The sequence below is a fragment of the Luteolibacter sp. genome, from assembly GCF_058122085.1.
Genome location: NZ_JBIKBQ010000059.1, coordinates 1 through 24,467 on the forward strand (window position 1 = coordinate 1; position 24,467 = coordinate 24,467).

General features: G+C 60.3%; 27 protein-coding genes, 1 tRNA gene and 1 pseudogene. 10 read left to right on the forward strand and 19 right to left on the reverse strand.

Annotated features, from left to right (window positions below; translation table 11 throughout):
• Nucleotides 1-181, forward strand: a 181-nt coding sequence (locus tag AC4DF4_RS10330; RefSeq protein WP_490048047.1) for a hypothetical protein, incomplete at its 5' end; no start/stop codon positions are given.
• A 390-nt stretch (nt 182-571) separates the two neighbouring features.
• On the opposite strand, the gene AC4DF4_RS10335 is transcribed toward AC4DF4_RS10330, so the two are convergent.
• The 10 genes from AC4DF4_RS10335 to AC4DF4_RS10380 form a co-directional block, all read right to left on the reverse strand.
• A complete protein-coding gene (locus AC4DF4_RS10335) occupies nt 572-910 on the reverse strand; it encodes a hypothetical protein (RefSeq protein ID WP_488259799.1) in 339 nt (112 codons plus the stop codon).
• Nucleotides 891-1,163 (reverse strand): BrnT family toxin, encoded by a 273-nt coding sequence (locus AC4DF4_RS10340; RefSeq protein WP_488259798.1) that lies wholly within the window; start codon nt 1,161-1,163, stop codon nt 891-893. Before AC4DF4_RS10340 ends, AC4DF4_RS10335 begins: the two co-directional genes overlap by 20 nt.
• A 739-nt stretch (nt 1,164-1,902) precedes the next feature.
• Nucleotides 1,903-3,669 (reverse strand): O-linked N-acetylglucosamine transferase, SPINDLY family protein, encoded by a 1,767-nt coding sequence (locus tag AC4DF4_RS10345; RefSeq protein WP_490048048.1) that lies wholly within the window; start codon nt 3,667-3,669, stop codon nt 1,903-1,905.
• Nucleotides 3,670-3,782: 113 nt separating this feature from the next.
• Entirely contained in the window at nt 3,783-4,439 is a 657-nt protein-coding gene (locus AC4DF4_RS10350) for a PEP-CTERM sorting domain-containing protein (protein ID WP_490048049.1), read from the reverse strand.
• A 52-nt stretch (nt 4,440-4,491) separates the two neighbouring features.
• Nucleotides 4,492-5,445 carry a hypothetical protein gene (locus AC4DF4_RS10355; RefSeq protein ID WP_490048050.1) on the reverse strand — a complete coding sequence of 318 codons (954 nt, stop codon included), beginning with the start codon at nt 5,443-5,445 and terminating at the stop codon, nt 4,492-4,494.
• A gap of 747 nt (nt 5,446-6,192) precedes the next feature.
• The gene (locus AC4DF4_RS10360; protein ID WP_490048051.1) at nt 6,193-6,378 is read right to left on the reverse strand and encodes a type II toxin-antitoxin system HicA family toxin; all 186 of its coding nucleotides are present in this window, start codon (nt 6,376-6,378) and stop codon (nt 6,193-6,195) included.
• The gene (locus AC4DF4_RS10365; RefSeq protein ID WP_490048052.1) at nt 6,375-6,587 is read right to left on the reverse strand and encodes a type II toxin-antitoxin system HicB family antitoxin; all 213 of its coding nucleotides are present in this window, start codon (nt 6,585-6,587) and stop codon (nt 6,375-6,377) included. The genes AC4DF4_RS10360 and AC4DF4_RS10365 overlap by 4 nt, the downstream gene beginning before the upstream one ends.
• Before the next feature lie 1,204 nt (nt 6,588-7,791).
• A complete protein-coding gene (locus tag AC4DF4_RS10370; protein WP_490048053.1) occupies nt 7,792-8,181 on the reverse strand; it encodes a type II toxin-antitoxin system death-on-curing family toxin in 390 nt (129 codons plus the stop codon).
• Nucleotides 8,178-8,408, reverse strand: a complete 231-nt coding sequence (locus tag AC4DF4_RS10375) for an AbrB/MazE/SpoVT family DNA-binding domain-containing protein (RefSeq protein ID WP_490048054.1) — start codon at nt 8,406-8,408, stop codon at nt 8,178-8,180. The genes AC4DF4_RS10370 and AC4DF4_RS10375 overlap by 4 nt, the downstream gene beginning before the upstream one ends.
• Nucleotides 8,409-8,526: 118 nt before the next feature.
• The gene (locus AC4DF4_RS10380) at nt 8,527-9,801 is read right to left on the reverse strand and encodes a hypothetical protein (RefSeq protein ID WP_490048055.1); all 1,275 of its coding nucleotides are present in this window, start codon (nt 9,799-9,801) and stop codon (nt 8,527-8,529) included.
• 101 nt (nt 9,802-9,902) lie between these two features.
• Between AC4DF4_RS10380 and AC4DF4_RS10385 the strand changes: the two genes are divergently transcribed.
• The 3 genes from AC4DF4_RS10385 (at nt 9,903) to AC4DF4_RS10395 (ending at nt 11,952) form a co-directional block, all read left to right on the forward strand.
• Nucleotides 9,903-10,193, forward strand: a complete 291-nt coding sequence (locus AC4DF4_RS10385; RefSeq protein WP_490048056.1) for a hypothetical protein — start codon at nt 9,903-9,905, stop codon at nt 10,191-10,193.
• 180 nt (nt 10,194-10,373) lie between these two features.
• The gene (def, locus tag AC4DF4_RS10390) at nt 10,374-10,931 is read left to right on the forward strand and encodes a peptide deformylase (RefSeq protein WP_490048057.1); all 558 of its coding nucleotides are present in this window, start codon (nt 10,374-10,376) and stop codon (nt 10,929-10,931) included.
• 106 nt (nt 10,932-11,037) lie between these two features.
• Nucleotides 11,038-11,952, forward strand: a complete 915-nt coding sequence (locus AC4DF4_RS10395; protein WP_490048058.1) for a hypothetical protein — start codon at nt 11,038-11,040, stop codon at nt 11,950-11,952.
• Nucleotides 11,953-11,954: 2 nt separating this feature from the next.
• Here the strand turns inward: AC4DF4_RS10395 and rnr are convergent, their stop codons facing one another.
• Genes rnr through AC4DF4_RS10410 form a run of 3 tightly spaced genes read right to left on the reverse strand, consistent with a single transcriptional unit; the run spans nt 11,955 to nt 15,133 of the window.
• Nucleotides 11,955-14,312, reverse strand: coding sequence for a ribonuclease R (gene rnr / locus AC4DF4_RS10400; protein ID WP_490048059.1), 2,358 nt, complete (start codon nt 14,310-14,312; stop codon nt 11,955-11,957).
• 60 nt (nt 14,313-14,372) lie between these two features.
• Nucleotides 14,373-14,672, reverse strand: a complete 300-nt coding sequence (locus tag AC4DF4_RS10405) for a type II toxin-antitoxin system RelE/ParE family toxin (RefSeq protein WP_490048060.1) — start codon at nt 14,670-14,672, stop codon at nt 14,373-14,375.
• Nucleotides 14,669-15,133 (reverse strand): addiction module protein, encoded by a 465-nt coding sequence (locus tag AC4DF4_RS10410; protein WP_490048061.1) that lies wholly within the window; start codon nt 15,131-15,133, stop codon nt 14,669-14,671. The genes AC4DF4_RS10405 and AC4DF4_RS10410 overlap by 4 nt, the downstream gene beginning before the upstream one ends.
• A 6-nt stretch (nt 15,134-15,139) precedes the next feature.
• Here AC4DF4_RS10410 and AC4DF4_RS10415 point away from each other — a divergent pair, with 6 nt between their 5' ends.
• Nucleotides 15,140-15,733 (forward strand): type II secretion system protein, encoded by a 594-nt coding sequence (locus tag AC4DF4_RS10415; protein WP_490048062.1) that lies wholly within the window; start codon nt 15,140-15,142, stop codon nt 15,731-15,733.
• Nucleotides 15,734-15,820: 87 nt separating this feature from the next.
• Here the strand turns inward: AC4DF4_RS10415 and moeB are convergent, their stop codons facing one another.
• Nucleotides 15,821-16,945, reverse strand: coding sequence for a molybdopterin-synthase adenylyltransferase MoeB (gene moeB, locus AC4DF4_RS10420; protein ID WP_490048063.1), 1,125 nt, complete (start codon nt 16,943-16,945; stop codon nt 15,821-15,823).
• Nucleotides 16,946-17,071: 126 nt separating this feature from the next.
• On the opposite strand from moeB, the gene AC4DF4_RS10425 reads away from it, so the two are divergent.
• The 3 genes from AC4DF4_RS10425 (at nt 17,072) to AC4DF4_RS10435 (ending at nt 19,778) form a co-directional block, all read left to right on the forward strand.
• On the forward strand, nt 17,072-17,251 hold the full coding sequence (locus tag AC4DF4_RS10425; RefSeq protein WP_490048064.1) for a hypothetical protein: 180 nt from the start codon (nt 17,072-17,074) through the stop codon (nt 17,249-17,251).
• A 105-nt stretch (nt 17,252-17,356) separates the two neighbouring features.
• A complete protein-coding gene (locus tag AC4DF4_RS10430) occupies nt 17,357-19,066 on the forward strand; it encodes a TrkH family potassium uptake protein (protein ID WP_490048071.1) in 1,710 nt (569 codons plus the stop codon).
• 13 nt (nt 19,067-19,079) lie between these two features.
• Nucleotides 19,080-19,778 carry a potassium channel family protein gene (locus AC4DF4_RS10435; RefSeq protein WP_490048065.1) on the forward strand — a complete coding sequence of 233 codons (699 nt, stop codon included), beginning with the start codon at nt 19,080-19,082 and terminating at the stop codon, nt 19,776-19,778.
• Between the two features lie 3 nt (nt 19,779-19,781).
• On the opposite strand, the gene AC4DF4_RS10440 is transcribed toward AC4DF4_RS10435, so the two are convergent.
• Nucleotides 19,782-20,156: a VOC family protein gene (locus AC4DF4_RS10440; RefSeq protein ID WP_490048066.1), complete on the reverse strand. Its 375-nt coding sequence runs from the start codon at nt 20,154-20,156 to the stop codon at nt 19,782-19,784.
• A gap of 106 nt (nt 20,157-20,262) precedes the next feature.
• Here AC4DF4_RS10440 and AC4DF4_RS10445 point away from each other — a divergent pair, with 106 nt between their 5' ends.
• On the forward strand, nt 20,263-20,712 hold the full coding sequence (locus tag AC4DF4_RS10445; protein ID WP_490048067.1) for a universal stress protein: 450 nt from the start codon (nt 20,263-20,265) through the stop codon (nt 20,710-20,712).
• A gap of 7 nt (nt 20,713-20,719) precedes the next feature.
• On the opposite strand, the gene argJ is transcribed toward AC4DF4_RS10445, so the two are convergent.
• Together argJ and argC are read right to left on the reverse strand one after the other, a co-directional pair.
• Nucleotides 20,720-21,973, reverse strand: a complete 1,254-nt coding sequence (gene argJ, locus AC4DF4_RS10450) for a bifunctional glutamate N-acetyltransferase/amino-acid acetyltransferase ArgJ (RefSeq protein ID WP_490048068.1) — start codon at nt 21,971-21,973, stop codon at nt 20,720-20,722.
• Between the two features lie 39 nt (nt 21,974-22,012).
• Nucleotides 22,013-23,056, reverse strand: coding sequence for an N-acetyl-gamma-glutamyl-phosphate reductase (gene argC / locus AC4DF4_RS10455; protein WP_490048069.1), 1,044 nt, complete (start codon nt 23,054-23,056; stop codon nt 22,013-22,015).
• A 75-nt stretch (nt 23,057-23,131) separates the two neighbouring features.
• Between argC and AC4DF4_RS10460 the strand changes: the two genes are divergently transcribed.
• Nucleotides 23,132-23,208, forward strand: a tRNA-Pro gene (locus AC4DF4_RS10460).
• A gap of 148 nt (nt 23,209-23,356) precedes the next feature.
• Here AC4DF4_RS10460 and AC4DF4_RS10465 read toward each other — a convergent pair.
• Both AC4DF4_RS10465 and AC4DF4_RS10470 read right to left on the reverse strand, forming a co-directional pair.
• Entirely contained in the window at nt 23,357-23,755 is a 399-nt protein-coding gene (locus AC4DF4_RS10465; RefSeq protein ID WP_490048070.1) for a hypothetical protein, read from the reverse strand.
• A 59-nt stretch (nt 23,756-23,814) separates the two neighbouring features.
• Nucleotides 23,815-24,467 (reverse strand): annotated as a pseudogene (locus AC4DF4_RS10470) (hypothetical protein); the annotation flags it as partial.

Sequence of the window (24,467 nt, forward strand, 5' to 3'; positions counted from 1 at the left end):
CTCCCAGCGTAGGGCTTGTGGCCAGAGCTACTGGCTAGGTTTTCTCTGTAAGACTCTTTCATTCTCTATTCCAAGCCGGTTTATCCCGGCGCTTTCACTGACCCCAGAAACGAAGATCCTCCAGAGCCGCCTGGGTGAGGGTCATTTTCATGCCTCTTCCCGCACCAGAGCCATGAACTGATCCTTGGATTCCACGGTCACGATCTGGCCGGATTCCAGTTGCGCAAAGCCGATCGCAGCCTCCCGTGCCAGCCACTCGGTCTCCCGCTCCCATGCCAAGGAACGTCTCAAGGCCTCGCGCACCACTTCGCTGGCACTGTCTTAGAGACCTGATTTCAACTTGGCGTTGACGGCGTTTTCCAATTCCGCAGTGAGGGAAATGTTCATGATGGATGGTTATACCCCTTCACAATTCCTGTCAATGGCCGATGCCGTAACGAGCGAAGCGCGGCCTGTCCAAACTCACGCCTCAATCGGAGCCTGCGGCGTCTGAAAGTCTCAAGGTCTTAAAGTCGAAGGTCGCGGAGACGGAACTGCCGCAACGGCTTTTCCTCTTCGAAGAGTCTGCTGCTCACCGTGCCGCCAGCGTGCGCCGGAACGCCTCCGATAGCGTCACCCGATCCCGCTCCGCCAGCTTCTTGAGTTCTTCCTTCGTCTCGGCTGGCACCAGCAGGTTCAGGCGTACATGGCCACTGCTCTTGCGCCCCGCGCCGGGCCGCTTTCCTCCGCGCAGCGGTTTCATAAGCACTTTGCCGCTCATTTCCGAGCGCTCGTAAGCGGTTCCGACTGCGTTGGGCTCCGGAATTCCACGCGCCCGCTGTGCCGCCTCATTCAGCGGCTTCGCGCCTGCATCGAATTTCCAGCCCCGTTCACGCGTCTCTTCCCTGTATTCAATGGTTTTCTTTTTCATAAAACTCCTTCTGTTTTCTCCAATAACCCGCACCGATCACCCGGATGTTTCCCTCCCGCAAGGTGAACCTCACCGTCAGGATTCCCCGCCCGTCATGGCCGATGCAGTAATAACGCGGCTCGGATGCGGAATGTGCCGCATCCGCCACCACCAGACGCCGTGGATCGTCAAAGGCTTCAGGAACCGTCGAGAAATCCACACCGTGCTTCTCCAGGTTTGCCGTCTCTTTCGCAGCATCCCATTCGAACGCCATGCACCACCATCGACTCCTTCATTTGATTGTCAACGTAATAAATCAAACAATCGCCCCAGCCCAGCCAAATGCCCCGCGCGAAGCTCCACTGATCACTGATCACTCGCCACTTCTCCCACCTACCCGATTGACGATTGATGAATGACGATTGTTGATTTTTGATCTGATTTTGCAAAGCCGTTCCGTCACTTCAAAAATCCAAAATCCGCCACTGTGGCTGGAACAACCTGTTCCAGCCCGTCTTGGGGTGCAGACCTTCGACTTTCAGACCTTCTGTCTCACACCCGGAATCAAAGAATTAGGACAGAATCATTGACGGCAGAATCATTGTAGAAGGATTTGCTCATGACGGCGGGACAGGTCTTTGATATGCTCTTCTCTACGACTTTCAGACCTTCCGACGCCGCAGGCTCTTCCTCTTCGTTCCATGTTCCATGTTCCATGTTCCATGTTCCATGTTCCATATTGGATGTTCGACGTTCGACGTTCGACGTTCGACGTTCGACGTTCGATGTTCGAAGCGCCCGCGGGGTGCCAGTCCAGCTCTCGAATCGCATGAGGCCGGTGGAGCAGAGGGAGACAGAATCATTTTCTGACAGAATCATGGGGATCATTGAAGACGGAGATCCTGAGGAATGATTCTGTCGAAAAATGATTCTGTCGAAACTCACGGCTACCGATGTTCCGTGTCCAATGACAGCGGCAGCGGGCCAGGCCTTTTATCAAGAGAAGACTCTGACTAAATGCCTGTCCATTTGTCATGTTGAACACCGTTGCATGCTGAATCTGGAGATGTCACCCATGAGATCCACATCTGGCGGAATGCCGCCTCGATTTCACGGGCGAACGAAGGGGCATCGAGAAGTTGCGATCCCCGCATCTGATCACGGAGATTTGCTCGATAGCTTGAAAGCCGTTCGGCATTTCCAGCCAACTCTACCGCAATCCGAACATATTCATCTTCAGACTCGGCCACCAGTTCGGATAATCCGACGTTGGTCAACAGACTAACCCCAACACGCGAGACGTGGGTCTGACCTGCCAGAGTGACTACCGGAACACCCATCCACAGGGCCTCACAGGTCGTCGTGGTGCCATGATAAGGAAAGGTATCCAGCGCGATGTCCATTTCGCGGTAAAGCGCAAGGTGGGACTCATGACTGTCTTCCGGCCCCCTGATATCCAGCCTTTCTTCACTAATGTCAGCTTTGGAAAGCAGCACATCCCGCACTCGCTTCTGAGCTTTCATACTGAGAAAGCCAACCGATTTGAGAAGCAGGCGTGAGCCGGGAACGGCCTCCAGAATCCTCGCCCAAACCTCCAACATCCGGTCATTGATCTTGGACAGGTTGTTGAAAGTTCCAAAAGTCACGCAGCCGCGGAGCGCGGCCGGATCTTGACCGAGTAAAGGGTCCGTATCGGGGCAGTAGTTCCATGCGCACCCTGGCAGCCGGATCAATTGCTCCGAGTGATGCTCCTCGGTCATCCCCGGGGGATCGGCGAGGGCATCGGTGATGCGGTAGTCCATGGCGGACAGGCCGGTCGTGCCAGGATAGCCGAGATAGGTCACTTGAACCGGTGCGGGCTTGCGCGCGAACACCAGCAAGCGGTTGTCTTTGGTGTGTCCGGCAAGATCCACCAGAATGTCGATTTCATCGCCACGAATGAGATCCGCCGCCTCGGCATCCGGCACGTTCACCAGGCTGCGCCAATGGGCCACCTGCTTGCGGGCCTGTTCCGTCCACTCATCCGGCGCGGCAACCTGCGCGTAGGCGAACAATTCGATTCGCTCCCGGTCGTGATGTTCAAGAAACGGCATCAGGAAGCGGATGACCGGATGTTCCTTGAAGTCCGGCGAAACCAATCCGATCCGCAAGCGGCGATCCGCCACCCGGTTGTTGGCATGCGGGGCGATGGTGCCAGCAAGATGCCCGGCGTGGATCCGATCCCAATCGCGATGCCCGGCAAGAAGTGAAACCGGATCATGTCCGGACAGGCAGTGGCGGGTGAGCAAGATACCGCTGTGCGCCTCATGCCATGAAAGATGAGCCGCAAAAGCCCGGCGTTGGGCGTCAATCGACTCCTCCACCAAGCCACAGTCCTTCAGGGCGATACCCAGATTCCGGAGAGCGCTGGCGTAATCAGGCCTTGTGGCAACCGCCCTGCGGAAAGACTCGACAGCCTCATCCAGCCTCTTGCATGCAAACAGCGCCGCTCCCAGACTGTTGTGCGCCTGGGCAAAATCCGGCTTTGCCGCCACCGCCTTGCGGTGCCACTCGACTGCGGCTGCCGGATTGCTTTCCTGATGCGCCATCAAGCCGAGCAGATGGAGTGCTTGGGCGTGTTTCGGCTTCTTCAAAAGAACCTTCCGGCAAAGTTTGCCCGCCTTGTCCAGCATGCCAGCTTGATGGCATTGCACAGCCAACTCATAATCCTGATTCACCGCCACCCAAGCACCATGCTCGACGCTTCCAATCTTGTCAATGCGAGTGGAAGACGAAACCAAGCCCTCCGCAATTTACTTTTGTGCGGGTCAGTTTACCCTCACTGCTTGGAACGAAAAAAGAGGCGGGCTTGCGCCCGCCTCTTTAAGGTTAGGTTGTTTGAGATGCAAACGGATCAGATCCGGCGGCGGCGGAGCAGGCCGAGAGCACCCAGTGCACCGAGAAGCGCGGCGGAGGGCTCGGGGACTGCTGAGGCCAACTGAAACCCAGAGATTGGCTGACCACCTGCAGCAGCGGCAAGAACCGAAGTTCCAACCAGAAGTGAATCGCCAGCATTTGTAGGGTTAAAGGTTACGGCACCAGTGGAAGGGACGTTGGCTCCGGTGTAGGCACCAATTCCCGTAATGAAACCACCAGCTTCAGCTACAAGGAAAAGATACGTTTTATTTGCAATATCTCCCAGTGCTTGGTTACCAGTAGACGAAAGCAAACCACTTGTAAATGTGGTGCTGCGGACGATTCCGGGATCAGTGCTGCTGGTCGCACCAATCAGTGCGGTAAGCGCCGCATCAAACGCTCCGGGCGTGGAAGTTGCCGATGCGAGAAGCGTGTACATGGAGTCGGATACGCCTGTCAGCGCATCCGTGACTGCCACGAAAATGGCACGTCCTGAGACAGCCGCCCGGGGAGATGATCCCACACCGTCAGTATCGAGGGTTACCAGGCCGACCGATGTATTTGCGACGCCTGCCAGTGCGACAGTCACGGCGTTTGAAGTGGCCGTAAAAGCTGCTGTCGCAGCAACAAACATTGATAGTAATTTAATTTTCATGATTTAGTTTATTAGGTGTTTTTTTTGGTTGGTGGAGAAGAAAAGATTAAATTCACAGTCCGGATTTAACTCTGAAAGCTGTATCTGAACCAGCAATGAAGATTGCACCTTTAGTGAAGTCGAATGTATCCAAGGATGGGGTCGAGAAATCGGTAGAAACATCGCCGTCGCCAAGAGCGTAGTATGTCCCCGTAGGAGCAAATAGCTGTCCGGGAGCATAAATTGAGATACTATCGCCATAGGCCACCATGTCTGCAAAACCCAGATCCTTGATCAAAGCACTACCGCCAGCGAGGGGGTTCACCGGTCCAACAACGTTAGGAACTCCATTCCCAGCAATCTGAACAACGGTGTCCGTGCTTTTCACTTCCCCAACTACGGTCAAAGCAGCATCTCCACCGCAGTCAAAAATGATGCCAGTGCCTGGCGAGATCGGACGAGCGTTTCCGTCGGGAGTCGCAAAGTCGGTCGCCCAATCAGCATCCCCAATAAAGTAATAAGTGGTGGATGTTCCATCTGGATTCACAAAAGTGGCCGAATCACCATAGGCGGCTAACGCAGATTCGGCAGAAGCAAACGCGCCTGATAGCGTCACATGCGGCCGAATCGTGATGGTCTCGGTGCCTGCCAGTGAAAGCGCGGAAATATCGGACGCCAACGTGATCACCGAATTCGTGTTCGAAACAATGTCAATCACGACGCCTTGGTTGGCACCTGCTTGAGTGATTTCAACATAGTGAGTTGCATAAACAGATCCTTCGTCAAACGCGTTTGCGGCAAGGGCTCCGGAAGCAACAGTGAGAGTGTCTAAAGCAGGGTCGGCATTATTGGTGCGAGCAGTGATTGCACCAGCAAAGGCAGCGCTTTTCACAAAACCGGGAACAAAAACGTTTCCGCCGGCTTTGGCGTCGAAATTATAATACCCCACCGGAGTGGTGTATGCCGTCTGGCCGAGTGCCATTCCGCAGGCAGCGGCGGCGAGGATTGAGTAAAATGTGGTTTTCATGACAGTTGTAGTTTGGTTTTTGGAATTAGGGATTGGTTTCAGGTATTTGGTGTCGAACGAAGTTGAGGAAGAGGGCAGTGGTGGCGAAATTGCCGGACACATTTCTTTTTCGCATTCGTAGGTTTCGTGATCAGGAAACAGCGGGAGGGGCGGCGGGGCAAGAAAATTTTGCAGAAAGCGGGGGGGATTTTAGAGGTCGGAGGCCGGAAGTCAGAGGTCGGGTAGAGAATGAATGGATAAGTGGTTGATGGTGAGTGGATTTTGGATTTTTGATTTTGGATTTCGGATGGGAAGAAATTAGATGGTGTCCCATGAAATGGGGACGTGGAGGGGTAAAAGCTGAGATGCTGAAACGCTGAAAAGCTGAAAGAAGAGGTGGAGGAGACGGGATGGGATGGGGCGGATCGGGAAAGTTTGAGGTTTTTTGCGGGGGCGGGGTGTGACAGAACGGGTGTCCCATGTTTGTGGGACACGGGGAAGAGGTAACCGCAGAGGCCGCAAAGGGACGCGGAGGAAGATGGGATTTGAGTGTCCGTCCTTGGGATTCGGGGGGCGGTCCTTGGGACTTGGGGGGCGGTCCTCGGGACTTGGGAGTCGGTCCTCGGGATTGTCCCCGCTTTTCACTGGCCGACATGTCGGCCAGTGGGAAAGCTCCGACATGTCGGAGCAGTCCAGGGCGACGGAGTCCAAAAGCCTACGCGCCTTCCCTCCGCGTGCTGGGCGTTTCGGTTTCGGCTGGCACCTCTGTCAGGGCGACTCGATTCCGAGGTCTTTGCAAATTTTTCTGACCAGCAGGTCGTTCACCTCTTGATGCCGGGGCACTGCGGACCGCTTGTTGGTGGTCCGGTTTCTCCACCAGGAATGGTTTCCACCCTCGCGCACCAATTCACAATCCCGGGACGCCAAGTGACGCAGGAATGCGCGGCGCTTCATACGGAAAGCAGTTCTTCGGTGAAGTTGCCACCTGCCGCGTCCCTCGCTTCTTCGCGGTTAAACTCGAGGGCTTCCTTGAGAATCTCCCGCAGCGAGACGAGCAAGGCTTCCTTGGTCCGTTCCTGGGCGTTGACTCCCGGAAGTTCCTCGACCCAGCCGATCCACCAGCCGTTGTCTTGTTTGGTGATGGCGGTGTAGCTTGAATTCATGCCAAATGTTTACCTGCATCGGATTCCTGGAGCAAGTCCCAAGAATCCGCGGAGGGAGGAAGAGGGGCGCAAAAAAAGAGGGTTTGGGATGGGAAGAGATCGGCGGGCTGGCCGTGCAGCACTGGGGTGGGAAGAGAACCACGGATGGACGGACATGCGCCCGGACATGCGCCCGGACATCGCGCACAGGCGCCCGGACAACGCGTAACGGGGGTTCTGACATCGCGTAAAGAGGAAAATAGAACCGCAGATGGACGCGGATTAACGCAGATAATCAAAGAGTTGCATTGATTGTAAGTTTCACCCTCAGGGTGAAACTGGAATTCTTCAGAAGATTCTTAAAATCAACGTCCATCTGCGTTCATCTGCGGTTCATTTCTCTTTCTAGGATGAAGCGAAACGCGGAGGGCGGGGAGAAGAGAAGATGTCGGAGTGCGTGGGACATGTCCCCACTTTTCACCGGCCGACATGTCGGCCGGTGGGAAAGCTCCGACATGTCGGAGCAGTCCATGGCGGCGGAGCCCGAAAGCCTCGGCGTGCCCTGTCATGGCGCCAGGCGGAGAGAGAGAGACGGACTTCGCCGCGGATGAGTGTCTTTTCGACTTACAGACCTTCGACTTTCAGACTTTCAGACTTTTAGACTCTTCATTGCTGGAAGAAGAGTGAACCGCAAAGGCGCGGAGGAGGACGCGGGGAAAGATGGTGGGTTTGGGGGTTGGGGGCTTTCGGGATCATGGGTCTTGGGAAAGTGGATCGCGGCCTCTTGCAAGCGGGCTTGGGGTATTTCCCGGCGGCCTGCTGGCAATGGGAGCAGGCGGAAGCCATTGCGAAAGTGGAAGCACTTGTGCTACGGGTTCTGGCGGATGGCTTGGATCGTGGTGAAAGGGCACCCGAACTTGAAAAGGTTTTCACCGTCGCGGCATGAGCGCGCGGGGTTCCTGCAAGGCCCGAACGCTTTACCGCGCACTTCTGAAAATAGGATGGTCTCTGAAGCGCGAGGGGAAAGGATCGCAAAGCATACCGGACTGTGTCCCACAGATCTCTAAGGGTGGGTGGGGGTAAATGCTGAAAGGCTGAAAGGGATGGGAACGTTGAACGTCCAACGTTGAACGTCGAAGGGGAGAGAAAGAGGGCTTGGCTCCGACTCTTGCGCTTCCTCCTGACTTTCAGACCTTCGACCTTCGACTTTCGACTTTCAGACTTCTCACGCACGGGCGGTGCAGGATTGCTGGAGCCAGGCGGAGAAGGCGTCGGCGTCGATCTCGCCGGCGGCGAGGGCGAGGGTGTGGAGAACGGCTTGTTCCTCGGGAGCTTCCAGGCGGAAGCCGTTGATGCCGAGGAAGGTGTAGGCGGCCATGAAGCCGGCGCGCTTGTTTCCATCCAGAAAAGGATGATTCTTGACGATGCCGTGGGCGTAACAGGCGGCGAGATCGAAAAGCGACGGAGTGCCGTAATTCAAAAGTTGCCGGGGACGACCGAGCGCGGAATCGAGAAGCCCCCCGTCACGGATGCCGTCCAAACCGCCAAAGCGGGCCAGGAGTTCATTCTGGATGGCGAGAATGATTTCCCGGGTGAGGCAAACGGGTTCGCTCATTTGGCGAGCTCCCTGAGGGCGTTGCGGTAACGATTCATGCCCTCTTGGGCGATGGTCATGATTTCCTCGAATCCCGGGCGCTCGGGGGTGATGCGGAGGGAGCATTCCGGCGCTTCGGTGAGGAAGAGGGTGTCGCCCTCGCTGACTTTGAGGGCTTGGAGGGCTTCCTTGGGCAGGACGATGCCGAGGGAGTTGCCGATTTTACGGACTTTGGTTTCGATGGGCATGGGGGTAACGAAGGTTATAACGAGGGATTTGTCAAGGAGTGCGGCGGTTTTGAGGTACGGGCACGAATAAAAGCGGAACAACAAACCGCGCGCGTTTTCATGATCTGAAACCCGAAGGTCAGCCGATCACACAGGGCACCAGCGCCCCGTCGCTCATGCCGTGGATCTTCTTCTTGTCCGCCGGCACGATTGTCGCCAGGCAGCCGCCGAAATTCGTCTCGCCCGCGTCGTCGGTGAAAAAGTATGGGCAGAGCCGCACCCGCCCCTGCATCATCTCGACCGATCCGTCGTCGCGGAAAACCGGATGCTCGATCCGCCGGCCCTCGCGGAACTCCTGCAAAATCCACGGCTGCTCCGCAGATTCGTCCAGCGCGGCGTGAAGCCGTGCCGACCATTCCGCCGATGGCATGTCGTGGCCGATAAACACCCCGCGCGAGCCCCAGGCGGTTTCGTGAAATCCGCTGATCTTGAGCACCAATTGGCGTTCCTTCTGGCTGAAACTCGCCACTTCCTCCCAGGAATGCGCGTTGATCCGCGGCAACGCGGCGTGTGGCGGCAGCGGCGTCGGGTCGAGCACCCAGCCGAATGGCACCAGCTCGCGCAGGCGCTTGAGGTGACTGCCGCGCAACGCCTGCTCCCAGACTTTTTTCAAGGCCGGCGACCATAGCAAGGCCAGCCACAGCTTGTCCTCCAGATGTGGCTTGAATGGCGGCGTGATCTCGATTTCCCCGGCAGCCGCCTGCTCGGCGAGCCGCTTCACGGCGGGAATCGACTCCCAGTCGAAGAGCTCGAAAAACCGATAGAGCGCCTGGCCGTTCGGTTCGTATTCTTCGGCGGACGCGACCTTCCACGCGTCGCCCAGTTCGCGGGTCAGCCACTCCATTTCCGGCCGGTAGTCGCGGGATTCTTCGGAAACCAGCACCGTGCCGCCCTCCGGCATCAGCGAGCGGAAGCCGTCGAGCATCCCGTCCGGTCCGCCCAGCACGTCGAATCCGGCCTTGGCGTAAACCTGCGACAGCCACGCCGTCACTCCGATCCCGCCCGGCACGCTGTCCAGCTCGGTCATGGCGAAGCCCGACTCCGTCAAAATCAAATCCGGCCGGATCACCCGCGGACATCGTTCCGCGGTCGATGGCTCGCGCTGCAGCTTGGCCAGCCAGTCCGGTTTCCCCTCATCCAACAGCTCCGCCAGCCACTCCGGCAGTTTTCCCGCCGCGCTGCGCCGGTAGAGGCCGTCGCACGCCTGTTGGAAGCGCGCCAGCGGATGGCCGAGCGACATGATCTGGCGGGCCTCGGCCGGGCTCAGTTTCAGCGGCTCCGGCGACCAGCGCCACGCGCCGCCGCCGAACAACCCGCCTTCCGGCAACCCATCGCGCAATTCTGAAAGACTCAATCCCATGCCGCGCCGAACTTCCACTCCCGCCGCCGGAATGCCAAGCGATTCTTCCTGCTTGCAAGCGACCCGAAGCTCGTGCTCATTCCAAGCAGTTCATCATGCCCGAGACTCTCAGCTACATTTGTCCCTTCTGTGCCCGCGAAGTCCGCGTGGGCGCTCCGTGTCCCGGCTGTGAGAAAAAACCCCCAAAACCCGGCAAGAAATCCTGGGAGCAGGACAAATCCGCCGACGGCCTCGACCTGCCCGACGACGACTTCGATTACGACGCCTTCTGCGCCCGCGAGTTTGGCAAGGCGCCACACCGCGCGCTCGGCATCAAGTGGTATTGGTGGCTGCTAGGCGTCGCGGTCCTGGGTGGCATGATCGCCAGTGTCTTGATGCTCGGATGAGCCGGGTTGCAAGGTGAGGTTTTTATGAGTGTTTGTTTTTTTCAGTAACGCGGATTTCGACGCGCCACCGCGGCGCTTATTCAGGATGAACCCGCGGATTTTTTCCGGATCTGCGGGGCGATGTCGTTTCTCGGGTTTGACCTTTGGGGTTTGCTTCGCTAGGGATTGCGGCAGTTCCCCATGATTCGCGAAATCGTCCAATACGGCCACCCTGTCCTTCGTCAACGCTGCCGTCCCGTGACGGAGGTGGATGACAAGATTATCGAACTCGTCGGCGACATGCTCGACACGATGGTCGCGGCGAACGGCGTGGGACTCGCCGCGCCCCAGGTGGGCGAGGATTTGCGGCTGGCGGTGGTCGATGTCTCCCACGATCCCGAATGCGTTTCCTTCCTCAAGGTGAACGGCGAGGAGGTGGGGGTTTTGGACATCATGCCGCTGATTTTCATCAATCCGGAGCTGGCGTTCGGCCAAGCCAAGGAGTTCGGGATGGAGGGCTGTCTGAGCATCCGCAACATCCGCGCCGAGGTGCGCCGCCCGGAAGCGGTGAAGGCGACGCTGCCCCAACTCGACGGCTCGGTGCTGGTGGTCGAGACCGACGGCTTGCTCGCGCGGGCCTTGCAGCACGAAATCGACCACCTCAACGGGGTGTTGTTCGTGGACCGGTTGCCGGCGGTTGCCAAGGTTTCGATGAAAAACCGGCTCAGGCGGTTGCTGGAGGAAAACGCGGAAAGTTGAAGGTTTTTACGGTGAAGCTCGACTTTCCGCCGGGATTGGTTTTTTTTCCTGACGTGATCAGGCGCGCCAAGTTTGCCTTTTCTCCAACCATCACTCCGAATTTGAAATGAGCACGACCCGAGGAATTTTCGAAAGTTTTCCAAACCAGCCGGCCACCCGTCAGGATTCGCCGTTTGCCGTGGCCCAAGAACCGGCAGCTGCCAGTCCCTTCGTGGCGTCGGCCCGTCAGTTTTCTCCTTTCACGCTCGGTGACGAGACCCGCGACTCCCAGCCTTTCGAGCAGGAACATTCGATCCGTCTGTTGGATCGCCGGACAGCGGAATCGCCATTTCAAATCGCCGAGCCAATGGAGGCCTTCGGGTTCGAGGCGCCCGCCAAGGCTTATTCCGAAGCGCCTTTCGCGGTCCCGGCCGCCCCGGTACCCGCAGTGATTTCGCCGTTTTTGGTCGCTCCGCAGCAAGCCGTCGCTTCGCCGTTTGCCGCCGACCTGCAGCGCGGGCCATCGCCATTGATGCAGGCCGCCAACGCGGCTTTCTGCAACTTGCAGGAAGCGCCGGCCTCTCCGGTGCCGCAAGCTTTTGCCCAGCCCGCGCAGGCGTTCGCGCAGCCTGTTCCGGCGGCGGCTGCCTCGGCTCGCCAAGCGGCCCCGGCCGCGCAGGCGCCTTTGGACGCCTCCCAGTCGGATTTCTTCTCGATCCGCCAGATCGAACTGCGCGCGATTTTCGGTGTGGATCGCGAAATGAATCCCGAAGAAATCCTCCAGCGTTCGCGCGCGCTTCCCGGCATGCGCAACATCGCCCGCCTCAGTCCGCAGGACATCACGGCGGTCGATGCGCTCAAGCAGTTGCTCCCGAATCTCGGCTTTGGCGGCGGCGGTCTTAAACTTTACTCCGGCTCCATCCCGCTTGAATTCATCCGCGAGGGACCGGTCATTCTCGCCGTGCAAACCGACGGCGGATTCGCCCCCGGCGTGCGTGAAACGCTGATCCTGGTGGCCCGCGAGCTCGGCCGGCTTTCCTGAGGTTACTTCCGCTTGCGGCGCTTCGGCTTTTCCTTGGCGGCGTAGCGGGATTCCTTGCGCTTCGGCGCGGGGCCCACTTTGGCGGCGGGCTTGGTGTGCGGCTTGCCGTGTTTTTTGGCGATCACCGGGCGCTGCTGCGCGGCGACGTGGGTGCCCTCGCTGGTCGGTTTGCCGGCCACGGCGAAGTCCACGAAGCGCTTGTCAAAGTCGATGTTGATGACCCGCAGCGGGATGCGCATGCCGAGCTGGATGACTTTTCCATCCATCGACACCCAGGCCATCCGGTGCGCCTCGAACCGCCAGCGGCCGTCTGGCAGATCCTCGCGCTTGACCACGCCGCGGACGCCCATGTCCGGGATTTCCACCATCAGGCCCATCGGCCGGACGTCGGTGATGAGGCCGTCGAAAACCGGCGGCTTGTCCGAGCTGGCGACGCGGTCGAGATACTCCAACAGCTTGATCTGTTTGGTCTCGCTCTCGGCGTCGGACGAGGTGCGCTCGGTGTCGGAAATGTGGCGGGAAATCTCGCGCAAATCGGCTTGCGACGGCGTCCGGTCGTGCGGCTTCGGCGGGTTTTCCAACAGCGGCTGCAAGGCGCGGTGGACGATGAGATCGGCGTAACGGCGGATGGGGCTGGTGAAGTGGCAGTAGTCGCCCTTCGCTAGGCCATAGTGGCCGATGGGTTCGGCGGAATAGACGGCGCGCTTGAGGCTTTTCAGTAGGCCTAACTTGATCACGTGCTCCTCCGGGGTGCCTTTGGATTCATCCAACAGCTTTTGGATGTGCGCGCGGTTCGTCAGGTCGCCGGGGCGGTAGCCGTGGGCTTTCGCGGTCTCGGTGTAGTCGAGCAGGCGCGACGGATCGGGATCTTCGTGGATCCGATAGACGGCGGGCTTCATGCGCTCGCGGAGAATTTTCGCGACCGCTTCATTCGCTGCTAACATGCATTCCTCGACGAGTTGGTGGCTCTCGGTGTGGATGACTGGCTCGGCGACTTCGGCGCGGCCCTGGTCGTCGAGGCGGATCTTGATTTCCGGCATTTCCAGATCGAGCGCACCTTGGGCGAAGCGGCGGGCGCGCATGGCGGAGGCGAGCGCCCACGCTTCCTTGACCATCCCGACGAGTGCCGGATCGCAGCGAGCCGGCGCGGGTTTGCCGTCGAGAATCGCTTGCGCCTGTTCGTAGGAAAGCTTGGCGCGGCTGTGGATGACGGCGTCGATGAATTTCGCTTTGCGGATCTCGCCGTCCTCGGCAATTTCCAACAGCGCGCATTTCGTCAGGCGGTCCACGTTAGGCACGAGCGAGCAAATCCCGTTGCTCAGCTCGGTGGGCAGCATCGGCAGCACGCGATCTACCAGATACGTGGAATTCCCGCGCTCGATGGCCTCCTGGTCCATCGGGCTGCCCGGCTTGATGTAGTGGGAAACGTCGGCAATGTGGACGGCGAGCGTCCAGCCGCGCGCGGATTTCTCCACCCAGATCGCGTCGTCGTGGTCCTTCGCGTCGGCAGGGTCGATGGTGATGACGAGCTTGTCGCGCCAGTCCTTGCGGCGGGCGATTTCCGAGGCCTCGGGCTCCTCCGGCACGCCGCGGGCTTCTGCCAGCACGTGGTCAGGAAACGAGGTCCGCAGGCCGTAGCGGTGGATCACCGAAATCATGTCCACGCCCGGATCGCCCGGCCAGCCGAGCACCTCGATGACCCGGCCGCGCGGCGTCGCGTTGCGGTCGGTCCAGTCCGCTAGATCGACTACGACCAGTTGCCCCGGCATCGCGGTGGTGTCGCCGATGACGTCGATGCGGCCCTCGATGGCTTTGTCGTCGCACTCGACCCAGCTGAAGTTACCCATCGCTTTGAAGATCCCGACGAGCCGGCCGGAGCGGCGGGCGAGGACTTCTTCGACCCGGCCTTTGATTTCCTCGGTCGGTTCCGGGGTGAATTCGCTGCGGGTGCGGAACGGGCGGGCGACCGGCTTGACGATGGAAACGAGGACGCGGTCGCCGTCGAGCGAGGTCGAGACGTTGCGGCGGTCGATGAGAATGCGCGAGTGGAGGGTGAAGTCGATGCCGGTGGCGATGTTGTGCTCGTCGGTGATCTCGGGGAAGAAGAACGCGTGGCCTTTCGGGTGGAACTTGAGGACGCCGGTGAGCTGGTTTTTCGGCGCGTCGGGGATCTGGTAACAGCCCTTTTTCCCCTCGCGGATGAGGCCCTCTTTGACCAGCGCGTCGAGGGTGTTGCGCAATTCCGTGACGCGGGTGCCGGGGAGTTTGAGGCCGCGGGAGAGTTGGGACTTGGAGAGCGGGTTTCCTTTTGCGGAGCGGAGGGCGTCGAGAACGGAATCTCGCAGATTTATGCCGGACATGGCGGAAGTTTGCTATCTGTCGGCCTGTCCCGCAACGGCAAAGGCGGGGCGGAGGCTGGATTATCCGTTTTTGAGCCGCGATTTCCAGTAATCCGGATGGCGACTGGTGTGCATGACGGCAAGAATTTGCACCATTTCGTCTTTTACACGGTAGATCACCACATAGGGAAATCTGTCTGCTTTTACCCTGCGGCACTCGCGATAGAAGCAACGCGGCATCAACGGATTGTTTGAAATGCGCGCCGTGCTTGCTTCGATTTGGCCAGCGAAACGATCTCCTAATTGATCGACTTGTCCATCGTAGTAATGTGCGGCGTCGCGAAACTCTGCCAGCGCATCCCGATGCCAGTCTAAAATCATGATCCTTGGCTTGCTCTCAACTCCCGATTCTTGGCGAGACTTGCGCGGACACTTGCCATCACTTCGGCATGAGGAATCATCACGGCTTTCCCTTCGTCGATTTCTTGGAGGCGACGATCCAGTTCATCCTTCCACTCCGGACTGACATCGTCGTCGTCATCGAGGCTCTCAAGTAGGCGTGAGGCGAGACGTGAACGGTCTTCGATGGGAAGATGCAGCGCATCGTCTTTCACTTGTTCGTAGGAGATGGTGGCAGGAACCATGGTGGGAACCCTAGCACGGAGGGCCCGTTTGGCGAGCTTGGATTTCCAGATGGAGACGATGAGAAGGCGGAGAGAAAAAAGATTGCGGGCGGCAAAATGCGAAATAAAGTATGCACCATGTGACTGCGGGGGCGATTGAGGCATTGTCAGCCCCCAAAATCTCGTATTTGCTCCGCGCCAGTGAAATTCAACACCCATCCCATCATGAAAACCCAACAACTCCGCCGTAAGAACGGCTTCACCCTGGTCGAACTTCTCGTGGTCATCACCATCATCGCAGTGCTCGCCGGGGCGGCCGCGCCAATGGCGATGAGTGCGATCCAGAAGGCGAAAAGGATGAGAGCTCTCAACAACTGCGTCGCCATCGCATCCGCAGTCAGTAACTACTACACCGAATATGGCGCCATGCCGAAAGACGACATGAGCGCGGACACCAAGGTGGATACGAAAACCGACATCGATTTTCTCAATGTTTTGCTCGGCACCGCAACCGGCTCCACTCCTCTAAACACGCGGGCGATCAAATTTCTCAACGTCGAGGAAGGTAAGGGAAACAAGGATGGTCTCATGTATGCTTCGGGTTCCGCCGGCACGATCACAGGCTTGTATGACCCGTGGGGCGGCTGGTATTTCGTCATGCTGGACGGCGATTATGACGAGAAAATCGAAGTCCAGCCAGCCGCGGCCGGTGGGGCCACGACCCTCCACGGGCGCCGGGTCGCAGTCTGGAGCAACGGCGCGGACGCCGTCAGCGGCACCGGCGGCAAGGTCGCGGACGACGTGAAGACCTGGAAATAAAGTTTCGCTCACCCAACAGATCCCAAACCCAGGGACCCCGTCCAGCTCCGGCTGTGGCGGGGTTTTTCGTGCCGGGGGATCACAGTTCTAACTTTCCGCCAGCCAGGCGTCGATGCCGCCGCTCACGTTCTTGACGCGGGTGAATCCGCTTTCTAGCAGCAGTTGGACCGCCTTGGCGGAGCGCCCGCCGGCTTTGCAGTGGACGAGGATCTCGCGATCCCGCGGCAGGCCAGCCAGCTCGTCCGGCAGGGTTTTCAGCGGAATCAAACGCGCGCCTTCGATGCGGGCGACGGCGTGCTCGTCCGGCTCGCGGACGTCGATGAGGAGGCCTTCGAAATTGCCGATTAGAATGGCGCGGAGTTCGGTGGTGGTGATGGATTCCATGTCTTCGTGAGTGAGGGTGCAGGTGGCTGGGGCGGTGGTTTCCGGATTGGAAACGCTGTGGATTTCGGGGTGGTCGCCGCAGAGCCGGCACTGCGGGTCGCGGTTGAGCTTGAGAGTTCGGAACGTGCTGCCGAGCGCGTCATAACAGGTGAGCTTGCCGAGCGGCACGCTGCCGATTCCGAGAATGAGCTTGAGCGTCTCCATCGCCTGCAAGGAGCCGATGATGCCGGGCAGCACGCCCAACACGCCGGCCTCCTGACAGGACGGCACGCTGCCCGCCGCCGGCATCTCCGGTAACAGGCAGCGGTAGCACGGCCCGCCGAGGCGCGGCGCGAACACGCCGGTCTGGCCTTCGAAGCGGTGGATCGCGCCATAAACGAGGGGTTTTCCGAGCAGGAAAGCGGTGTCGTTGGTAAGAAAACGGGTGGGGAAATTGTCCGAGCCATCGACGAGGATGTCGTAGGAACCGGCGATCTCCAACGCGTTTTCCGGGCTGAATCGCACCGGGTGGAGTTCGACCCGGACGTGGGGATTCACCTCGCGCAGGCGGGCGGCGGCGCTTTCGAGTTTCGGTTTCCCGAGCCAGGATTCGCCGTGGAGGATTTGCCGCTGGAGATTGGAGGCGTCCACCACGTCGGCATCGACCAGCCCCAGCGTGCCGACTCCGGCGGCGGCCAGATAGAGCGCGGCGGGCGAGCCCAGCGCGCCGGCGCCGACGAGCAGGACCGCCGCGTTTTTCAGCCGCAACTGCCCGGCCTCGCCGACGGCGGGAATGAGCAGGTGGCGCGAGTAGCGGAGAAGCTCCGCTGGTGAAAGTCCGTCTGGCATGGCGGCGCAAGCTTGCAGCCGATTGGCCAGCGGTCAAAGCCGGAAAACCAACTTGCGGAGCTGCGATTCGTGGTAAATTCCTGTCATGTCTGAAGTTCTCTCCTCCTTTTTTCTCAAGCCCGGAGCTTGTTTTACGCCGGTCAGTTCGACGACTCGCGGCCGCGCGGCGGCCAACAAGCCCACGGCGGCGACCTCCGCGAGGCGGTGCGACGGATGTTGGCCGGTGAAGCGCCGCTCGCGCGTCCCTACCCGAGCAGCGGCTGCAACATCAAGTGGAAGCCCGCCCCGGTCCTGACCGGACCTTGACCCGCCGGAGGATAAGCGCTCTTGCCAGATGCCCGGCGGACGTGGATAGAGTGGCCGCGCATGGAGGCTTCCGACGGATCGAGCAAAATACCCTCCGGGTTGAACGTGTGCCGGCAGGTGCTCCACCCGCTGCTCGCGCTGGTGGCCGGGGTTTGCTTGTTGGTCGTGGTCGGCTGGACCGGGGAGGTGACGGCTTGGCAGCACCGGTGGACGGTTCTCATCGGGATCGTCTTCGCCCTTGAGCGCGGCTGGAGTTTCTGGAAGCCCCAAACGAAGCGCAGGGAGCGGCACAAACCGGTCTTCCGCGCAGTGCTGCCGGTGTTGGTTTTCTGTGTGTCGGTGGCCTTGCTTTCGGAGGCTGGCAGGAAATCGCTGGGCGGGCATCTCTTCGTGCAAGCGGCGGTGCTGGCCTCCGGGCTGGCCTTGGTCATTTCCCACCAGAAGCGGTTCACAAAGCGGGCATTCCATCCCGGCCTGGTGCTCATCGCGTCGTTTTTGTTTCTCGTCTTGAGCGGGGCGCTGTTGCTGAAAATGCCGCTCTGCACGGTGCCCGGCTACACCTGCTCGTGGCTGGACGCCTTTTTCACCAGCACCAGCGCGGTCTGCGTGACCGGGCTGTCGGTGCAGAACACGGCGATGTTTTTCACCACCACGGGGCAGGTCGTGATTTTGTTACTGATCCAGATCGGCGGGCTGGGAATCATGACGCTGACGTTTTTCGCGGCGGTGGTTTTGTTCGAGGGGCTCTCGCTGCACGACCGGCTGCTGCTGGGGAAAATGATCCAGGAAAACCGCCTCGCGCGGATCGGCGAGACCTTGAAGTTCATCGTCCTCATGACGCTCGTCTGCGAGGGCGCGGGCGCGGTGATTCTGTTTTTGAACATGGAGGCGATCCCGCAAATCCCGACGCGGCTCTATCATGCGGTTTTCCATGCCGTCTCCGCCTTCTGCAACGCCGGATTCTCCACCCTGCCGGACAACCTGGCCAGCGGCGTGCTCCGAGGAAACTGGATCTGGCAGGTCGTCATCATGGTGCTCATCGTCATCGGCGGACTGGGCGCGCTGGCGAACGAGGACCTGTCATTCTGGGCGGTGGCGAAAATCAAACGGCGCATCAAAAAGGAAGGCCCGCACCGCCGCCTGCGGGTCCACACCCGGCTGGTGCTGGTGACGACGGCGGCGCTCATCCTGCTAGGCGCGGCGGCGATTTTTGCCAGCGAGTTCCATCTCTGGAAAGGCCCGGAAAACGGCGGGCGGGTCCTCACCGCGTTCTTCCACTCTGTCACCGCGCGGACCGCGGGATTCAACACCGTTTCCATGTCGCAAATCGGGCCGCTGACCGCGCAGGTGTTGATGATTCTGATGGTCATCGGCGGCTCGCCCGGCGGCACGGCGGGCGGTCTCCGCACCACCGTCGCGGCGGTCGGCCTGGTCCACCTGTGGCGGCAACTGCGGATGGGGCCGCGCGGCATCGTCTTCTTCAACCGCTCGATCTCCCCGGAGGCGGGCTCACAGGCGCTCGGCCTGATTTTCCTCACCGGCATCTGGCTGACGTGCAATTTCATCATCCTCGAAATCCTCCAGTCCGGCAGCGGCGTCCCGGAGACGGCCTTGCTGTTCGAGTTGATCAGCGCGTTCGGCACCGTCGGCCTCTCGCTCGATCTAACACCAACGCTCGCCCCCGCCGCGAAGACCTTGCTGATCGTGAACATGTTCGTCGGCCGGATCGGCCTGCTCACGGTCATGGCCACTCTCATCAAACAGGATTCCCGCCCCGCTTCCGGCAAACCCAAAGAAGAAATCATCCTCACCTGAACCCGCCCACCTCATGAAATTCTGCATCATCGGCCTCGGATGTTTCGGCACCCACCTCGCCCGCCAGCTCAGCCGCGACGGCCATGAAATCATCGCCGTGGACAACGACCCCGCCCACATCCACGCGCTCAAGGACGAGATCGAGTATCTCATCCAGGCGGATTGCACGGACATCGACGCGTTCCATGAAATCCCGATCGACGCCTGCGATGTCGTCATCGTCGCGATCGGCAAGGATTTCGAAGCGTCCCTGTCAGTCGCCTCGAACATCCAACAGCTCGGAGCCAAACGCATCATCAGCCGCATCGTCAATCCGCTCCACGGGCGGATCTTGAAATTGCTGAAAATCGACGAGCTGCTGATCCCGGAAGCGATGGCCGCCGCGTGGCTCGCGCGCTCGCTCAACACGCCCGACGTCATCGACCGGCTGGAGCTCGGCAGCGGTTATGAAATCGCGCAGATCCTCGTCCCGCAGGCGCTCGTGGGGGTGGCCCTGCAGGATGTGGAGCTCCGCAGCCGCTACAATTTGAACCTCGTCACCATCGGCAAAGGCCGCGGGACCGCCACGCTCAGCTCCACCCGCCACCCGATCGGCAAGGTGCTCGGCATCCCGCAGCCGGCGCGGGCATTCGAGCCGGACGACGTGCTCGTGCTCTTCGGCCTGGCGAAAGACGTCCGCCGGATGATGGCGGATTACGGCGTGAAAGCGTGACTTTCAGCGCTCGAGGATCTCGACTTCGTAGCCGTCTGGATCGGTGACGAAGGCCATCTTCCGGCCGCCGGCCGAGAATTTCTCGCGCCAGGCGGAGGGCCAGATTTCGATGCCGGCTTGTTCAAGCTGGTCGCAATAGGCGATGATGTCCGGCACGCCGAGCGCGGTGTGCATCAGGTCTTCCGGGCAGGTCGTCTTGTAGTTTTCCGACCAGGTCAGCTCGAGAAACACGTCGTTGCCGGGGAGTTCGAGAAAGGCGAGCTGGTTGCCCTCGGGAGAAGTCCTGCGCTCCCTTTCGGTGTAGCCGAGTTTCTGGTAGAAAGCGATGGACGTGTCGAGGTCTTGGACGCGGATGCGGGTGTGGAGAAAGCGGATCATGGCGCGGCGACTCTGGATGAAAACGACGGCTTTGCCAAACGACGATTTTCCGCGGGCAGGATGCATCTTTACAACAGCCCGCCGCGGGTGGTATGGATGGAACGCCATGAAAACCATCGTCGCCGCAGTTGATTTCTCCAACGCCACGCCCGGAGTGGTCAAAATCGCCACCGAGCTGGCCAAATCCTTTGGCGCTGACCTGGAATTGTTCCACGTCATCGAGCCGGAGCCGAGTTACACCGCTTACGGATTCACGCCGGATGAGTTTCCCGCGATGAACGCCTTCCAGGAGGAATCGAGGCGCCGGGCGGCTCTCAAGCTGGAGGAGCTCCTCGCCGCGGTCCGCGTGGACCTGCCCGAGGCCACCTCCCGGATGGCCGAGGGCAGTCCGCTCCACTCGCTGCTAGAACGCGTCAAGGAGGGCGGCGCGGACTTCGTCGTGGTCGGCTCGCACGGCCACGGGGCCATCGCCGCGCTGCTTCTCGGCAGCGTCGCGGAAGGACTGGCCCGCAAGGCCACCGTGCCGACGCTCATCGTGCCGGCTGGTCCGGAGTAGGTTCACGTCAAACCAGTCCGTCCTTGCGGGCTTGTTTCCAATAGGCGTATTCCGAGCGGTTGAAATCGATATACTCGGGTGATAGATCGCTCGAATACATGACATAGTCCGCGTCGCCCTGGTTGAGGTTGATGACGATTTCAAACTCGGGATGGGAAACCGCTTCGCGCAGCTCGTCCATCGGTGTGTCCGCCTGCAGGCCGCCGATGCAGGCCGCCTTGCCGCCGATGTGGATGTCCACAAGCTCCTCGCGGATGCGGGCGCGAGAGTAGCCGACGGCGTGGATGATGCGGCCCCAGTTAGGATCGCCGCCGTTCCACGAGGACTTGACCAGCGCGGACTTGCAGACGGCTTCGGCGACTTTTTTCGCATCCTGATAGGTGCGCGCGCCTTCGATTTTCACAGTGACGAATTTCGTGACGCGCTCGCCGTCGCGGACGACGGCTTTGGCGAGCTCGAGCATCAGCCAGTTGAGGGCTTTGCGGAACAATTTGCAGTTGCTGCTGTTGCGGCGGATGGAAGGCATCCGCGACGCGCCGTTGGCGAGGACGATGACCGTGTCGTTGGTGGACATGTCGCCGTCGATGGTGATGCGGTTGAAGCTGTCCTCGACGCATTCGAGCACGGCCTTGCGGAGACATTCGGAGGAAATGCTGGCATCCGTGGTGATGAAGCAAAGCATGGTGGCCATGCTCGGTGAAATCATTCCGGCACCTTTGACGCAGCCGCCGATGCGCACGCGGTGCTCGCCGAGGTCGAAGGAAATGGCGATTTCCTTGGCATGGGTGTCGCTGGTGATGATGGCGGCGGCGACGTCGGAGCCGTTTTTCGGGCCGAGGCAGTCGATGAGTTCGTCGTATTTCGGCTCGAAGCGCATCATCGGCATCGGCAGGCCGATCACGCCGGTGGAGGCGACGCCGATTTCCGAACGCTTGAGTTTGAGCGGCTCGGCCACTGCGTCGCACATCGAGTTGGCGTCGCGGATGCCTTGCACGCCGGTGCAGGCATTGGCGTTGCCGGAGTTGGCGATGATGGCGCGGAGCTCGCCCTTGCGGAGGTGGGTCTGGGAGACGCGGACGGGCGCGGCCTTGACCCGGTTAGTCGTGAAGGTGCCGGCCGAGGTGCAGGGTTTCTCGGAGTAGATGAGCGCGAGGTCGAGGCGCTTGCTATCAGGATTCTTGATGCCGCAGCTCACGGCGCTGGTGAGAAATCCTTGGGGCGCGCCGACGCCGCCTTTGATGCGGGAAAATGGGAAGTCCATGAGATAAGAAGGGAAACAGCGGCGGAGACTGGGCAGCGCTCAGAAATTTTGCAATCCATCAATCGGGCTCAGGCCGAACATCAGGTTGAAACACTGTACGGCCTGCCCGCCCGCGCCTTTGCCGAGGTTGTCCTCGGCGCTCATCAGGATGACGCGGCCGGTGCGCGGGTCGTGCTGCCAGCCGATGTCGATGAAGTTGGTGCGGGTGACGTTTTTCGTGTCCGCGCAGCCGCCGCGGCCGAGGAGACGGACGAAATTCGCGTCACTGTAGGCCGCTTCGAGTGCGGCACCGATGGTGTCGGGAGTCACGTCATCGCGGAGCTTGGCGGTGGTGGTGGTGACGATGCCGGAGTTCACCGGGATCAGGTGCGGGATGAAAGTGATGGTGACTTTTTCCCCGGCCGCGAGGCTGAGTTCCTGTTCGATTTCCGAAAGATGGCGGTGCTTGGGCACGCCGTAGGCGCGGGCGCTTTCGTTGCACTCGCAGAACAGCAGGCTGAGGTCGGCCTTGCGCCCGGCCCCGCTGACGCCGCTCATCGAGTTGGCGACGATGGTGTCCGGATCGATCAAATTTTCACGCAACAGCGGCAGCAAGGGCAGCAGGATGCTCGTCGGATAACACCCCGGCGCGGCGATCAAACGCGCCGCCTGGATTTCCGCCGTGCGGATCTCCGGCAAGCCGTAAACCGCCTCCGCCAGCAAGTCCGGCGCGGGATGCGGGTGGTCGTAAAATTCCTCGTAAACGGCCGCATCGCGCAGCCGGAAATCCGCGCTCAGATCGATCACCTTCAGCCCGCGCTCCAGCAAGGCGCGGGCGATTTCCGCCGCCACTCCATGCGGCAGCGCGAGGAACGCCACCTGCGCACCCGTGGCCGCGATGGCGTCCGGGTCAGGCTCCATGAACGCAAGCTCCGCGCCCGCCGCCTTGCGGAATCGGGGAAACACCGCCGCCAGCGATTTCCCCGCCTCCTGCCGCGAAGTGGCGGCGACGAGTTCCACGCCCGGATGGACGAGTAACAAGCGGAGCAATTCCATCCCGGTGTAGCCGCTGGCTCCGACGATGGCGGTTTTGATGCGATTCATGCGGGGGAAATCTCATGATTTTACGTGCTTGCCAATCCGCATTTCGCCTGTTTCCTTCGCCACCCGTTCACGAAACGGGCTGTAGCGCAGTCTGGTAGCGCACCTGCCTGGGGGGCAGGGGGTCGTGGGTTCGAATCCCGCCAGCCCGACCATCTCATTATCAATGAGTTGGATTATTGGAGAGCGTCTTTTATACTCTGGCTTATACCAGCGGCGAACCGGTGGCCTCCTTCTCACTGGAGACGCAACTGGTCTGATGACAGCAGGGATCTGCTCCGACTTTGCAGCGCTCCGACCTGCTCAATAATCATCGCTCCGGTCGTAGGGCACGTAGCCTTTCGGGCGGTCGCGTGGATCTTCGGCAGGCTCCGGGGTGAAGAAGCCGCCAAAAGCCATGCTGAGGTAGATGAGCACGAATACGGTGACGAACAATTCACCCGGCGCTTGATCAGCCCCGCCCTGTTCTGCGGTGCCATTGCGGGAGACGGCATCCACAAACCAGAAAACGATCCACGCGCCGAATGTTGCTACGAACAACCCGCCGATCGTCTGGCCGATGGTGTGAATGAGGCTGAAGTCCTCGAAATCACCGTCACCGACCTTTGCGCCGAGCAGGCCGATGACGAAGGCTCCGCCAACAATCGTAGGCCAGAGACGGACCGTATGCCGGAAAACTTCGTCAACCGACAGGACGTCCACCTTGAACGCCGTCCGGCATGACCGGACGGCGTTGCAAGAGGCAACGGGGACGGAAGAACTTACTTCTCGATCTTTTCGGCGGGCTTTTCCTCACCCTTCGCGGCGGCTTTCGCTTTCTCGATCTCGGGCTTCCAGTATTCCTCGTTCATGCGAGCGCCTCTGCCTCCCGGCGCGGCGGCTATGGTTTCCTCGAGGGCTTTCATGGCGTCGTCGAACTTCTTCATGCTGAAGAGGACCGTTATCTTGTTGGAGACAACCTGCGACTTGCTCTCGCCTTCAAAATCACCTGAGGCAGCCGCCTTATCGATGAAGGCGAGGGCGCCTGCCATGTCCTTCTTCTCCCAGAAGCCGGCGAGCTCGGTTTGGAAATCTTCTAACTTGGCCTTGGTCGCGAGCTTCTTGCCGTAGCCGGTCTCGTCTTTCGGGTCGGCTGCCTTGATTTGGTCAACCACGTCCGGGTAGCACCTCGCGACGGCGAGGTCTTGCAACTTCATGGCCGATATGGCATCGAGGGCGGCGACCAGAACCTTGGCCTTGGCCAGCCCTTCCAACTTGGCGGCTTCGGCAAAGGACTTGTCACGGACGTCCTTCTTGGCGCGGAGCTCGTCGAGGTGGGTGACGTATTTTTCAGGGCCGCCCTTTTGGAAGCCGGTTTTGGCGTAGGGCCTGCCCTCGGCGTCGCAGAGCAGGATGGTGGGGAAGCCGGTGATGG